This is a genomic window from Streptomyces sp. NPDC039736 (genome assembly GCF_055596485.1).
The window spans coordinates 669400-681965 of record NZ_JBVIUQ010000004.1 but is presented as its reverse complement, the minus strand read 5'-3'; the positions used below and the strand labels follow the sequence as shown (position 1 = coordinate 681965).

The 12566-nt window shown below is 72.7% G+C and carries 11 protein-coding genes; 9 read left to right on the top strand and 2 right to left on the bottom strand.

From position 1 onward, the window contains the following. Window positions 1-208 precede the first annotated feature (208 nt). The 6 genes from ACZ56L_RS16435 to ACZ56L_RS16410 all read left to right on the top strand — a co-directional run bounded on the left by ACZ56L_RS16435 (window position 209) and on the right by ACZ56L_RS16410 (window position 7216). Window positions 209-802 carry a CGNR zinc finger domain-containing protein gene (locus ACZ56L_RS16435; protein WP_471064637.1) on the top strand — a complete coding sequence of 198 codons (594 nt, stop codon included), beginning with the start codon at window positions 209-211 and terminating at the stop codon, window positions 800-802. 105 nt (window positions 803-907) lie between these two features. Continuing rightward, window positions 908-1498 carry a sigma-70 family RNA polymerase sigma factor gene (locus tag ACZ56L_RS16430; protein ID WP_471064635.1) on the top strand — a complete coding sequence of 197 codons (591 nt, stop codon included), beginning with the start codon at window positions 908-910 and terminating at the stop codon, window positions 1496-1498. Then, window positions 1495-2274, top strand: coding sequence for a zf-HC2 domain-containing protein (locus ACZ56L_RS16425; RefSeq protein ID WP_471064633.1), 780 nt, complete (start codon window positions 1495-1497; stop codon window positions 2272-2274). The genes ACZ56L_RS16430 and ACZ56L_RS16425 overlap by 4 nt, the downstream gene beginning before the upstream one ends. Before the next feature lie 61 nt (window positions 2275-2335). Next, entirely contained in the window at window positions 2336-4681 is a 2346-nt protein-coding gene (locus ACZ56L_RS16420; RefSeq protein ID WP_471064631.1) for a HelD family protein, read from the top strand. 442 nt (window positions 4682-5123) lie between these two features. Beyond that, entirely contained in the window at window positions 5124-6569 is a 1446-nt protein-coding gene (locus tag ACZ56L_RS16415; protein WP_401761099.1) for an NAD-dependent malic enzyme, read from the top strand. Between the two features lie 365 nt (window positions 6570-6934). Next, window positions 6935-7216 carry an HU family DNA-binding protein gene (locus ACZ56L_RS16410; RefSeq protein ID WP_003954777.1) on the top strand — a complete coding sequence of 94 codons (282 nt, stop codon included), beginning with the start codon at window positions 6935-6937 and terminating at the stop codon, window positions 7214-7216. Between the two features lie 118 nt (window positions 7217-7334). On the opposite strand, the gene ACZ56L_RS16405 is transcribed toward ACZ56L_RS16410, so the two are convergent. Next, window positions 7335-7976, bottom strand: a complete 642-nt coding sequence (locus ACZ56L_RS16405) for an HAD family hydrolase (protein ID WP_401761101.1) — start codon at window positions 7974-7976, stop codon at window positions 7335-7337. 317 nt (window positions 7977-8293) lie between these two features. After that, complete coding sequence (murA, locus tag ACZ56L_RS16400) at window positions 8294-9634, bottom strand: UDP-N-acetylglucosamine 1-carboxyvinyltransferase (RefSeq protein ID WP_345222473.1); 1341 nt, start codon at window positions 9632-9634, stop codon at window positions 8294-8296. 263 nt (window positions 9635-9897) lie between these two features. Here murA and ACZ56L_RS16395 point away from each other — a divergent pair, with 263 nt between their 5' ends. The 3 genes from ACZ56L_RS16395 to ACZ56L_RS16385 all read left to right on the top strand — a co-directional run bounded on the left by ACZ56L_RS16395 (window position 9898) and on the right by ACZ56L_RS16385 (window position 12548). Then, complete coding sequence (locus ACZ56L_RS16395) at window positions 9898-10494, top strand: YqgE/AlgH family protein (protein ID WP_345222477.1); 597 nt, start codon at window positions 9898-9900, stop codon at window positions 10492-10494. 29 nt (window positions 10495-10523) lie between these two features. Further along, a complete protein-coding gene (locus ACZ56L_RS16390) occupies window positions 10524-10823 on the top strand; it encodes a DUF3039 domain-containing protein (protein ID WP_189823955.1) in 300 nt (99 codons plus the stop codon). Between the two features lie 411 nt (window positions 10824-11234). Beyond that, window positions 11235-12548 carry an extracellular solute-binding protein gene (locus tag ACZ56L_RS16385; RefSeq protein ID WP_401761104.1) on the top strand — a complete coding sequence of 438 codons (1314 nt, stop codon included), beginning with the start codon at window positions 11235-11237 and terminating at the stop codon, window positions 12546-12548. Window positions 12549-12566 lie beyond the last annotated feature (18 nt).

Here is a 12566-nt window from a genome sequence, read left to right as displayed (position 1 = left end):
GCGTACGGGGGCGGGGCGGTCGTTCCGTGCGGGTGCGCGGTGGCCGGCCGCGCGGTTCCCCGCGCCCCCGGGACGCCTCCCCCCGCCCGGTACGGGCATCGCGGCCCGTGCGGCGGCCGAAGGGCGGTACCGGGGCTTCCGGTCGGGCGCGGGGGCGGGCACTCTGGAGGGATCGGGAAGCACCGGCCACCCCCGGGAGGGCATCGGCATGGGCGCGAACGGCACCGGCACAGGGTCCACCGGAACACGCCCCTCCTGGTGGTTCGACTCCGGACGGGTCTGCCTCGACCTCCTCGCCACCTGCGCCCGGGGCCGGGAACTGCTTCCCGGCGCGGAGGAGTTGGCCCGGTGGGCCGCGGGGGCCGGGCTGGTGCCCGCCGGGACCGCCCTGCCCGCCGACCCTGCCTGGGTGCCCCGCTTCCACCGCCTCCGCGCCCACGTCGCCGCCGTGCTCGACGGCGACCGCGGCCCCGCCCTCGACGCGGTCAACGCCCTCGCCGCCCTGCCCCCGCCCGCCCCCCGCGCCGTCCGCGCCCCCGACGGCTCCCTCGCCTGCGTCCTGGCCGCCGAGCCCCGCTGCGAACAGCTCCTCGCGGTGCTGGCCCGGGACGCCGTCGTGCTGCTCACCGACCCCGCCGCCCGGGCCCGCCTGCGCCGCTGCGAGGGCGACACCTGCGACCGCGTGTACCTGGACACCTCCCGGGGCCGGCGGCGCCGCTGGTGCTCCAGCGAGACCTGCGGCAACCGCGAGCGCGTCGCCCGCCACCGCCGCCGGGCCGCGGTCCCGGCGGCGCCGGCCTGAGCGGTCGTACGAGAAGAATCTCGCGCCCCCGTTGAGTCGCGCGCACCCGCCCGTCCGTATGGACCGTCGAGGAAGGCGTGACAGGGCTCGACCGGGAGGTGGCAGGTGCGCGAGGATGCGGCCGTGGCCGATGACCGTCCGCGGCGCCGGGCGCGGCACCGCGGCACCGGACGGAGCGTCAGCAGCCCTTCCCCGGAGGAGGAGTTGATGCGCTCGCTGTACCGCGAGCACGCCGGTCCGCTGCTCGGGTTCGTGCTGCGGCTGGTCGCCGGCGACCGCCAGCGTGCGGAGGACGTCGTGCAGGAGACGCTCATCCGCGCCTGGAAGAACGCCGGCTCGCTCAACCGGGCGACCGGCTCCGTCCGCCCCTGGCTGGTGACGGTCGCCCGTCGCATCGTCATCGACAACCACCGCAGCCGGCAGGCCCGGCCGCAGGAGGTCGATCCGTCGCCGCTGGAGGTCCTGCCCGCGGAGGACGAGATCGACAAGGCGCTGTGGTTGATGACGATCGGCGACGCCCTCGACGACCTGACGCCCGCCCACCGGGAGGCGCTCGTCGAGACCTACTTCAAGGGACGTACGGTCGGCGAGGCGGCCGAGATCCTCGGCGTGCCCAGCGGGACCGTGCGCTCCCGGGTCTTCTACGCGCTCCGCTCGATGAAGCTGGCCCTTGAGGAACGAGGTGTGACGGCATGAGCGCACAGGACGGCGGCGCACGCGACGGCGACTCGGTCCACGACGCCGTCGGCGCGTACTCCCTCGGCGTTCTGGACGGGCCCGAGGCCACCGCCTTCGAAGCCCACCTCGCGGTCTGCGGCCACTGCGCCGCCCAGCTGGCGGACCTCGCGGGCATCGAGCCGGTGCTCGCCGCGCTCGCCGGACCCCCGGGCCCGCCACGGGAGCCGGCGCCGCCGGGCCCCGCCCTCCTGGCGAACCTCCTCGACGAGGTCGCCGGGCGGCGGGAGCGGCAGGCCCGCCGCAGGCGCCGCGGGCTGCACCTGGCCGCGGCCGCCGCCGCGGTGGTGATCGGCGGCGCCGGCGTCGCGGTGCTCGCCGCGGACGGCGGCCCGCCCGCCGTGACGGCCCTGCCCGGCCCGCACCCCACCAGCCCCGCCGAGGACGCCTTCCACCACCGCATGACGCACAAGAAGCAGGCCACCGACCCCGTCACCCGGGTCACCGCCGTCGTCGGCACCGAGCGGAAGGGCTGGGGCACCGACGCCGTGCTGGAGCTCAAGAACGTCAAGGGGCCCCTGAAGTGCAGCCTGATCGCCGTCTCCACCAAGGGCGAGGAGCAGGTCGTGAGCAGTTGGTCCGTCCCGAAGTGGGGGTACGGCGTCCCCGACAGCCCGCACGAGGCCGCCCGCAGCCCGCTCTACGTGCACGGCGGCGCGGCCATGGACCCGGGCGAGATCGACCGCTTCGAGGTGCGGACATTCGACGGCAGACCGCTGGTGAAAGTCGAGGCCTGACACAGCGGTCCCCTTCGCGTACGGTGGACGGCTGCCCAGTGCACGTCAGAAGGGGGCCTCGGTGGCCGCGCAGGATGCCGCTGTCGATTCGGTCCGCGACCGTGAAATCGGCGTGGAACAGGATCATCTGGATCAGGTGTACCGCCGTCTTGAGGAGAAGATCCACGAGGCCGAGTTCCTGATGAACGACGCCGCCCAGCGGGGTCAGGTCGGCACGCCCGGCGCGCTCGCCGAGCGCGACGCGCAGGTCTTCCGGGCGGGGGTGCACCTCAACCGGCTCAACAACGAGTTCGAGGACTTCCTCTTCGGCCGGATCGACCTGCTGCACGGCAAGGACGGCAAGAAGGGCCCCGACGGCGCGTTCACGTCCGTCGAGCCCGCCGACGACGCCGTACGCGAGGACCTGACCGCCGACATCGGCGAGACCCTGCACATCGGCCGCATCGGCGTGCTGGACTCCGACTACGCGCCGCTGGTGATCGACTGGCGCGCGCCCGCCGCCGCGCCGTTCTACCGCTCCACGCCCAAGGACCCGGGCCGGGTGGTGCGCCGCCGCGTCATCCGCTCCAAGGGGCGTCAGGTCCTCGGCGTCGAGGACGACCTGATGCGGCCCGAGCTGACCGCGCACCTGGACGGCGACAGGCTCGCCGTGGTCGGCGACGGCGCGCTGATGGCCGCCCTCGGGCAGGCCCGCAGCCACACCATGCGCGACATCGTCTCCTCCATCCAGGCCGAGCAGGACCTCGTCATCCGGGCCCCCGCAGCCTCGGTCACTGAGGTCGCGGGCGGCCCGGGCACCGGCAAGACCGCCGTCGCCCTGCACCGCGCCGCCTACCTCCTCTACCAGGACCGCAGGCGCTACGCGGGCGGCATCCTGATCGTCTCGCCGACCCCGCTGCTCGTCTCGTACACCGAGGGCGTGCTGCCCTCGCTCGGCGAGGAGGGCCAGGTGGCGATCCGGGCGCTGGGCTCGCTCGTGGACGGGGCCGAGGCCACCACGTACGACGAACCGGGCGTCGCCCGCGTCAAGGGCTCCTCCCGGATGCTGAAGGTGCTGCGCAACGCCGCGCGCGGGGCGCTGGAGTCGCCCGGCGCGCCCCGGGCCGAGGAAGCGGGCCAGCTCTCCTTCGGCGACCCGGAGGAAGAGCCCCCGCAGGCGGTACGGACCGACCTGCTGCGCGTCGTGGCCTTCGGCGCGCGCCTGGAGCTGGAGGCGGGCGACCTCCAGCGCGTCCGCAACACCGTCCTGTCCGGCACCGCCCCGGTCAACCTGCTGCGCCCGCGCGCCCGCAAGCTCCTGCTGGACGCGCTGTGGGCCAAGTCCAACGGCCGCGCCCGCTACACCGACCCGGAGCTGGCCGCCGAGCTGCGCTCCACCTTCGACGACGACGTGTCCAACGAGGACTCCTTCCTGGCCTTCCTGGACGCCTGGTGGCCGGAGCTCACCCCGCGCGGGGTGCTCGCCGAGATGGCCGACGAGAAGCGCCTCGCCCGCTGGGCCCGCCGCGTCCTCAACCCGCGCGAGGTCCGCCAGGTCGCCCGCTCCCTGCGGCGCGAGGAGCTCTCCGTCCACGACGTGGCCCTCCTGGACGAGCTCCAGCTCCTGCTGGGCACGCCCGCGCGCCCGAGGAAGAAGCGCGAGTACGACCCGCTGGACGCGCTCACCGGCCTCGAGGAGCTGATGCCGCAGCGCGAGGAGACCCAGTGGGAGCGCGCCGAGCGGCTGGCCGCCGAGCGCACCGAGTACGCGCACGTCATCGTCGACGAGGCGCAGGACCTCACCCCCATGCAGTGGCGCATGGTCGGCCGGCGCGGGCGCACCGCGACCTGGACGATCGTGGGGGACGCCGCCCAGTCCTCCTGGACCGACCCCGCCGAGGCCGCCGCCGCCCGCGACGAGGCGCTGGGCTCGCGCCCGCGCCGGAAGTTCGAGCTGACGGTCAACTACCGCAACCCGGCCGAGATCGCCGAGCTCGCGGCGAAGGTCCTGGCGCTGGCCGCGCCCGGCATGCGCTCGCCGCGCGCGGTGCGCTCGACGGGCGTGGTGCCGCGCTTCGTGGCCGTACGGGACGATCTCGAGTCGTCGGTGCGGGAGGAGGCCGGGCGGCTGCTGGAGCAGGTGGAGGGCACCGTCGGCGTCGTCGTCGCGATGAACCGCCGCGCCCAGGCCCGGCGCTGGCTCGCCGGTCTGGGGGAGCGGGTGGTAGCCCTGGGCAGCCTGGAGGCCAAGGGGCTGGAGTACGACGCGACGGTCGTGGTGTCGCCCGCGGAGATCGCCGAGGAGTCCCCGGCGGGGCTGCGGGTGCTGTACGTGGCGCTGACGCGCGCGACGCAGCAGCTCACGGTGGTCTCGGGGAAGCGGGACGCCCCCGACGGGAACGGGGTTCCGGCGCTGCTGCGGGACTGAATCACAGTCAACCGCTCCGTCGGGAATCACTTCCCGGGAGGGTTTGTTAGTCTCGAATGTGACACCGGCTCGATCCAAGCCCCCGGGCCCAACCTTAGTCGCTTCGAGCGACCACTTGCCGCGAGGCGAGCATGGCGGGCCGGTGTCGCCCTCGTGCATGAAGAAGAGGTCCGGAGCGCTCGTGCGAGCGCTCCGGACCTCTTCTGTTTGGGTTCTGTTCGGGGCCCGACCGGGTTCCCGTCCGGAGTGCCCGTGGAGGATTCCTCCATGCCTTTCGGGGGTTCCGCCAGGGAAGTGTTTCTCGTATGGTGGAAAACAGTTTCCGAAACGGGAGCACCCATTAACCGGTACCCGCCGGTAGGTGCGACGATCGGACCACGCTGCCCGGTTTCGGAACCGGGCGGCGTAGCAATGAAGCTAGGGAAAGCAGAGGAAGTCGGCCATGGCAACGGCGCCCAGCGTCTCGTACTCGATGACGGTCCGGCTGGAGGTCCCCGCGAGCGGGACCTCGGTCAGCCAGCTCACCTCGGCCGTCGAAGCCTCCGGCGGCTCCGTGACCGGCCTCGACGTCACCGCGTCCGGCCACGAGAAGCTGCGGATCGACGTCACGATCGCAGCCTCCTCCACCTCGCACGCCGACGAGATCGTCGAGAAGCTGCGCGGCGTCGACGGGGTCGTGCTCGGGAAGGTCTCCGACCGTACGTTCCTGATGCACCTCGGCGGCAAGATCGAGATGGCGTCCAAGCACCCCATCCGCAACCGTGACGACCTCTCGATGATCTACACGCCCGGCGTCGCCCGGGTCTGCATGGCCATCGCAGAGAACCCCGAGGACGCGCGCCGCCTCACCATCAAGCGCAACACCGTCGCGGTCGTCACCGACGGCTCCGCCGTGCTCGGCCTGGGCAACATCGGCCCGATGGCGGCCATGCCCGTGATGGAGGGCAAGGCGGCCCTCTTCAAGCGCTTCGCCGACATCGACGCCTGGCCGATCTGCCTGGACACCCAGGACACCGACGCCATCGTCGAGATCGTCAAGGCCATCGCCCCCGGCTTCGCGGGCATCAACCTGGAGGACATCTCCGCGCCGCGCTGCTTCGAGATCGAGGCCCGGCTGCGCGAGGCCCTGGACATCCCGGTCTTCCACGACGACCAGCACGGCACCGCGATCGTGGTCCTCGCCTCCCTGACGAACGCGCTGCGGGTCGTCGGCAAGTCGATCGGCGACGTCCGCGTCGTCATGTCGGGCGCGGGCGCGGCGGGCACGGCCATCCTCAAGCTGCTCATCGCGGCGGGCGTCAAGCACGCCGTCGTCGCCGACATCCACGGCGTGGTGCACGCGGGCCGCGAGGACCTGGTCTCCGCGGACGCTCCCGGGGCCGGCGGCGCCGCGCTGCGCTGGATCGCCGACAACACCAACCCCGAAGGGGTGACGGGCACCCTCAAGGAGGCCGTCGTCGGCGCCGACGTCTTCATCGGCGTGTCGGCCCCCAACGTCCTCAACGGGGACGACGTGGCCGCCATGGCGGAGGGCTCCATCGTCTTCGCGCTGGCCAACCCCGACCCGGAGGTCGAGCCCGCGATCGCCCGTCAGACGGCGGCAGTCGTGGCCACCGGCCGCTCGGACTTCCCCAACCAGATCAACAACGTGCTGGTCTTCCCCGGCGTCTTCCGCGGCCTGCTGGACGCGCAGTCGCGGACCGTCAACACGGAGATGATGCTGGCCGCCGCGGCCGCCCTCGCCGACGTCGTCACCGAGGACGAGCTGAACCCGAACTACATCATCCCGTCCGTCTTCAACGACAAGGTCGCGGGGGCCGTCGCGGGCGCCGTCCGCACCGCCGCCAAGGCCGCGGGCGCCACTGTGACGGGTCCCACGTCCGCCTGACGTGCGGCGCGTCGCGGGTCGCGGCACATCCGGGGCACCTCTAGGGTGGCGGGCTATGAGCCTGCGGAACCCGGTCGCCCCGGGGGCCGCGGCCCGTAAGCAGTCCGCGACAGGGAAGTCGACGGAGCGTCACGACACGAGGCAGTGACGCTCTCCAGGTGGCCTTCGGGTGACTCCGCCGGGTGCCGGATTGGCTTTCCCGCCGCTGGTGGGGGCAGGATGCGTAACCGGGCGCGAGGGTCTGAGCACCAGACCCGGTCCGGGGACTGTCCTAGAGCCCTGGCAGCATCGGCTTCGCTGTGCCCCAACACGCGGCTCCGCCGCGTGGCACGCCTCACAGGCAAGAAGAACACGGGAGTAACAACATGAACCGCAGTGAGCTGGTGGCCGCCCTGGCCGACCGCGCCGAGGTGACCCGCAAGGACGCCGACGCCGTGCTGGCCGCGCTCGCCGAGACCGTCGGCGAGATCGTCGCCAAGGGCGACGAGAAGGTCACCATCCCCGGCTTTCTGACCTTCGAGCGCACCCACCGTGCCGCTCGTACCGCTCGTAACCCGCAGACCGGCGACCCGATCCAGATCCCGGCCGGCTACAGCGTGAAGGTCTCCGCGGGCTCCAAGCTCAAGGAAGCCGCCAAGGGCAAGTAACACCGCCAGGCGACACAGGCTGAACCTTTCAGGGGGCGGCCGTCCGGAATACGACGGACGGGCGCCCCCTGTGGTGTGTCCGCGCGTCCTGCGGGGTTCCCGCGCTCCGTGGCACCGCCTACGGGGTTCCCGCGATCCGTACGTCCTCCAGGGAGGCGTAGAGGTACGTCCTGGGGCCCGGCTCGATCCCGGGGACCGACGGGACCGCCAGCAGCCCGCAGCCGGCCGCCAGGGCCGCCTGCGCGCCCGTGGGGGTGTCCTCCACGGCCAGGCAGTCCGCCGGGTCCGCGCCGAGCGCCCGGGCGGCGGCCAGATACGGGTCCGGGTGGGGCTTGCCGCGCCCGGTCTCGCCCTGGGCCACCGACGCCGCGAAGCGCTCCGCGCCGAGCCCCTCCAGCACCAGGTCGGCGACCTTGCGCTCGGAGGCGGTGACCAGGGCGACGGGGACGCCCAGTTCCGCGGCCCGGTCCAGGAGCCGCAGCGCCCCCGGCTGGACGCTCACCCCGGCGGCCACCAGCGCGGTGAACTCCCGGTCCAGGCGCCCGGCCGTGCCGAGGACGCCGTGCCGGTCGGCGAGGAGGGCGGCCGCGGTGTCGATGGCGGCCCCGGCGAAGGGGGCCAGGGCGTCGGGCGTCGGCTCGACGCCGTGCTCCGTCAGCAGGGCGGCGACGACCGCCAGCCACTGGTGCTCGGTGTCGACGAGGGTGCCGTCCATGTCGCAGAGCAGGGCGGCGGGGCGGGCGAGCGCGGGCGGGTTCATGGGCGGCCTCGGCCTCTCGGGTTCGGTGATCGGTGCGCGCAGTGTGCCGGGCCCACGTGAACACCTGGTGGGCGCACGGGACGGGACAGACGGAACAAGGGGCCGGCCGCCCGGGCCCCGCCGGCCCCGCCGGACGTCTCGGACCCGCCCGGTCCGCCCGGAACGTGCGCTCTCGGAATCCGCCCGGTCCGCCCGGGGCGTGCGGCCCCGGACCCGCCCGGTCCGCCCGGGACACGTGCACCGGGTACTGACACGCCGACGGGGGCGCCCCCCGCGCGATGGCGGTGGGCGCCCCCGGTGACGTACGGGACGATCCGTCAGACGAGCGCGCCGCCCGGCAGTTCGACCTTCGCGCCGAGCTTCTCGAGCTTGTCCATGAAGTTCTCGTAACCGCGGTTGATCAGGTCGATGCCGTGCACGCGGCTCGTGCCCTGGGCGGCGAGCGCCGCGATCAGGTACGAGAAGCCGCCGCGCAGGTCGGGGATGACCAGATCGGCGCCCTGGAGCTTGGTCGGGCCCGAGACGACCGCCGAGTGCAGGAAGTTGCGCTGCCCGAAACGGCAGTCGGAGCCGCCCAGGCACTCGCGGTAGAGCTGGATCTGCGCGCCCATCTGGTTGAGCGCGGAGGTGAAGCCGAGGCGGGACTCGTAGACCGTCTCGTGGACGATGGACAGGCCGGTGGCCTGGGTGAGGGCGACGACCAGCGGCTGCTGCCAGTCGGTCTGGAAGCCCGGGTGGACGTCCGTCTCCAGGGCGATGGACTTCAGCGCGCCGCCGGGGTGCCAGAAGCGGATGCCCTCGTCGTCGATCTCGAAGGCGCCGCCGACCTTGCGGTAGGTGTTGAGGAAGGTCATCATCGAGCGCTGCTGGGCGCCGCGCACGTAGATGTTGCCCTCGGTGGCCAGCGCCGCCGACGCCCAGGAGGCCGCCTCCAGGCGGTCCGGGAGGGCCCGGTGGGTGTAGCCGTCCAGCCGGTCGACGCCCGTGACGCGGATGGTCCGGTCGGTGTCCATCGAGATGATCGCGCCCATTTTCTGCAGGACGCAGATCAGGTCTTCGATCTCCGGCTCGACGGCCGCGTTGGAGAGCTCGGTGACGCCCTCGGCGAGGACGGCGGTGAGCAGCACCTGCTCGGTGGAGCCGACCGAGGGGTACGGGAGGCGGATCTTGCAGCCGCGCAGCCGCTGCGGGGCCTCCAGGTACTGGCCGTCGGCCCGCTTCTCGATGGTCGCGCCGAACTTGCGCAGCACCTCGAAGTGGAAGTCGATGGGGCGGCCGCCGATGTCGCAGCCGCCGAGACCGGGGATGAACGCGTGGCCCAGACGGTGCAGCAGCGGGCCGCAGAAGAGGATCGGGATGCGCGAGGAGCCCGCGTGCGCGTCGATGTCGGCGACGTTCGCGGACTCGACGTGGGAGGGGTCCAGGATCAGTTCGCCCGGCTCCTCGCCGGGGCGGACGGTGACGCCGTGCAGTTGGAGGAGCCCGCGTACGACGCGTACGTCGCGGATGTCGGGCACGTTGCGCAGTCTGCTCGGCCCGCTGCCGAGGAGGGCCGCGACCATCGCCTTGGGGACGAGGTTCTTGGCGCCGCGGACGCGGATCTCGCCCTCCAGCGGAGTGCCGCCGTGGACAAGCAGTACATCGTCAGTGCCGGTCATGTATCTCGCGTTCCGGAATCGTCGGGCAGGGGGCCAAGAGGAAAGGGTAATGGGCTGATGCCCCGGTTCAGCGTGTGCGAACGCGATGGACGTAGGTCATGAATTCGCCACAACACGTTCTGTTTTCCGTGCATCAGCGGAGGGTCACGGTTCAGTTGTGTGCGGTGGTGCGCGCTCCCGTTGCTGCCGTGCGCCCTGAGCTGGGGACCTGTCGGGCGCCGACGACTCCCCGCGCGGGACGAAACTGCGGGATCATGTGGCGCATGACGGAGGTGTCCTCGCTCACAGGGCGGCTGCTGGTGGCGACCCCGGCACTCGCGGACCCGAATTTCGACCGTGCCGTGGTGCTGGTCATCGACCACGACGACCAGGGCTCGCTCGGCGTGGTGCTGAACCGGCCCACCGCGGTGGGCGTCGAGGAGATCCTCGCGCCCTGGGCCGGGCTGGCGGGCGCGCCCGGGGTGGTCTTCCGGGGCGGCCCGGTCTCGCAGGACTCGGCGCTGGGGGTGGCGGTGGTGCCGGGGGCGGACCCGGCGGGGGCCCGGGCGGGGGCGTGGGCGGGGGGCGGCCCCATGGGGTGGCGGCGGGTGCACGGGGCGATCGGCCTGGTGGACCTGGACGCGCCGCCGGAGCTGCTGGGGGCGGCCCTGGGGTCGCTGCGGATCTTCGCCGGGTACGCGGGGTGGGGGCCGGGCCAACTGGAGGAGGAGCTGGGCGAGGGGGCCTGGTACGTCGTCGAGTCGGAGCCGGGGGACGTGTCCTCGCCGCGGCCGGAGGGGCTGTGGCGGGAGGTGCTGCGGCGGCAGCGCAGCGGGCTGGCGATGATTGCGACGTATCCGGACGATCCTTCGCTGAACTGAACGCGGGTGCGTGGGTACCCTTGGGTGCCATGAGCACTCTTGAGCCCGAGCCCGAGCGCGGGGCAGGTACGGGGACACTTGTCGAGCCGGTTCCGCAGACGTCGCGCGGCGACGGGGACCACGAGCGGTTCGCCCACTACGTCCAGAAGGACAAGATCATGGCGAGCGCCCTGGAGGGCACTCCCGTGGTGGCGCTCTGCGGCAAGGTGTGGGTCCCGGGCCGCGACCCGAAGAAGTACCCGGTCTGCCCGATGTGCAAGGAGATCTTCGAATCCCTTGGCGACAAGGGTGGCAAGGGCGGCAAGGACGGCAAGGGCGACAAGAAGTAGCCCCGGAGTCCTGCCGGATTCTTTTGCCCGCGGGGCCCCCGGGTCCCGCGGTGCTGTTGTGGGAGGGCAGCCCCCTCGTGGTGCGTTGACGCGCGCCGCGAGGGGGCTGTTCTGCGTTCTGAGCCGTTCGGAGCTGTCCGGAGCCGTCCGGGGGTGCGCTTCGGGGCGTGCGGGGCCGTTCGGAGCCGTTCGGGGGTGCGTTTTCGCGGCGGCCGGGGCGTTCGGAGGTGCCTTCGGAGCCGTTCGAGGGAGCCTGCCGAGCCCTTCGGATGTGTCTGGCGAGGTGATCGAAACCGTTCGGGGGTTGTTCACGGTCCGGGTGCCGCCTACTCTCCTGCCTGTTGTGTTGTGCAGTACGAAACGTGCGTTGCGGAGAATGCAACGGCGCTTACTCGACAGGGGTTTCCGTACATGAAGCGCATCGTCCGAACGTCCCTGCCCGCGGCGGCACTTGTCCTGAGCGGTGTGCTGGCGGCGAGCGCCTGCGCACCGCAGACCTCCGGCGGGGGCGGCGCCAAGAGCGACGAGAAGAGCGGCACGCTGAGGGTGTGGCTGTTCCAGGAGGTCGGCAACGACCCGAAGAAGAAGGTCGTCGACTCCGCCGTCGCCGCCTTCGAGAAGGCCCACGCGGGCACGGAGGTCGAGGTGGAGTACATCCCCGTCGACACCCGCGCCCAGCGCATCAAGGCCGCCTTCAACGACCCGAAGAGCGCCCCCGACGTGATCGAGTACGGCAACACCGACACCGCCGGGTACGTCCGCGACGGCGGACTCGCCGACGTGAGCGCCGAGTTCGGGGCGTGGAGCGAGGCCAAGGACACCGACCCGACGGCCAGGCAGTCCGTCACCGTCGACGGCAAGGTCTACGGGTCGCCGCTCTTCGTGGGCGTGCGGGCGCTGTACTACCGCACGGACGTCCTGAAGGAGGCCGAGGTGGACGTCCCGACGACGCAGGCAGAGTTGATCACCGCCGCGAAGGCGCTGCACAAGGCGAAGCCGGACATGTACGGGCTGGCCGTGGGCGGCGCGTACACCTACGGGGCGATGCCCTTCGTGTGGGCGAACGGCGGTGAACTCGCCACCGGCAGCGGCTCCTCGTACAAGGCGGCCATCAACAGCGAGGCCTCCCGCAAGGGCATCGCCGCGTACACCTCGCTCTTCGGCGACGACAACTGCCCGGCCGCCAAGTGCGCCAAGATGGGCGGCAACGACGTCATCACCGCCTTCGCCGCCGGCAAGGCCGCCATGGCCGTCGGCGGCGACTTCAGCCACGCGGCCGTGGAGGCGGGCCCGGCGAAGGGCAAGTACGCGGTCGTGCCGCTGCCCGGCGTCGAGAAGGGCTCCGTGGCGCCGGCGTTCGCGGGCGGCAACAACATCGGCGTCCTCAAGTCCAGCCCCCGCCGCACGCTGGCCGTCGACCTGATGAAGTCGCTGACCTCGAAGAAGACCCAGGGCGAACTCTTCGACGCGATGGGCTTCCTGCCGACCTTCAGCGACGTGCGGGCGGCGGCGGCGAAGAAGGAGCCGTTCGTCGAGCCGTTCGTGAAGACGCTGGACGCCGGAACCAAGTTCGTCCCCGCGTCGCCCGGCTGGGGCCAGGTCGACGCGTCCCTGGTCCTGCCGACGATGTTCCAGCAGATCGTCAGCGGCAAGAGCGACGTCGTGAAGGCGTCCGACGAGGCGGCGAAGAAGATGGACGAGGCGTTCGGAGCGGCCGCCAAGTGAGCGCCGCACCTGTGACCG

Bases quoted from the DNA above. Each gene is read 5' to 3' on its own strand.
- ACZ56L_RS16435 (WP_471064637.1), top strand. From the start codon at position 209: ATGGGCGCGAACGGCACCGGCACAGGGTCCACCGGAACACGCCCCTCC.
- ACZ56L_RS16405 (WP_401761101.1), bottom strand. From the start codon at position 7,976: ATGAACCCGCCCGCGCTCGCCCGCCCCGCCGCCCTGCTCTGCGACATG.
- ACZ56L_RS16410 (WP_003954777.1), top strand. From the start codon at position 6,935: ATGAACCGCAGTGAGCTGGTGGCCGCCCTGGCCGACCGCGCCGAGGTG.
- ACZ56L_RS16390 (WP_189823955.1), top strand. From the start codon at position 10,524: ATGAGCACTCTTGAGCCCGAGCCCGAGCGCGGGGCAGGTACGGGGACA.
- ACZ56L_RS16415 (WP_401761099.1), top strand. From the start codon at position 5,124: ATGGCAACGGCGCCCAGCGTCTCGTACTCGATGACGGTCCGGCTGGAG.
- murA (WP_345222473.1), bottom strand. From the start codon at position 9,634: ATGACCGGCACTGACGATGTACTGCTTGTCCACGGCGGCACTCCGCTG.
- ACZ56L_RS16395 (WP_345222477.1), top strand. From the start codon at position 9,898: ATGACGGAGGTGTCCTCGCTCACAGGGCGGCTGCTGGTGGCGACCCCG.
- ACZ56L_RS16425 (WP_471064633.1), top strand. From the start codon at position 1,495: ATGAGCGCACAGGACGGCGGCGCACGCGACGGCGACTCGGTCCACGAC.
- ACZ56L_RS16385 (WP_401761104.1), top strand. From the start codon at position 11,235: ATGAAGCGCATCGTCCGAACGTCCCTGCCCGCGGCGGCACTTGTCCTG.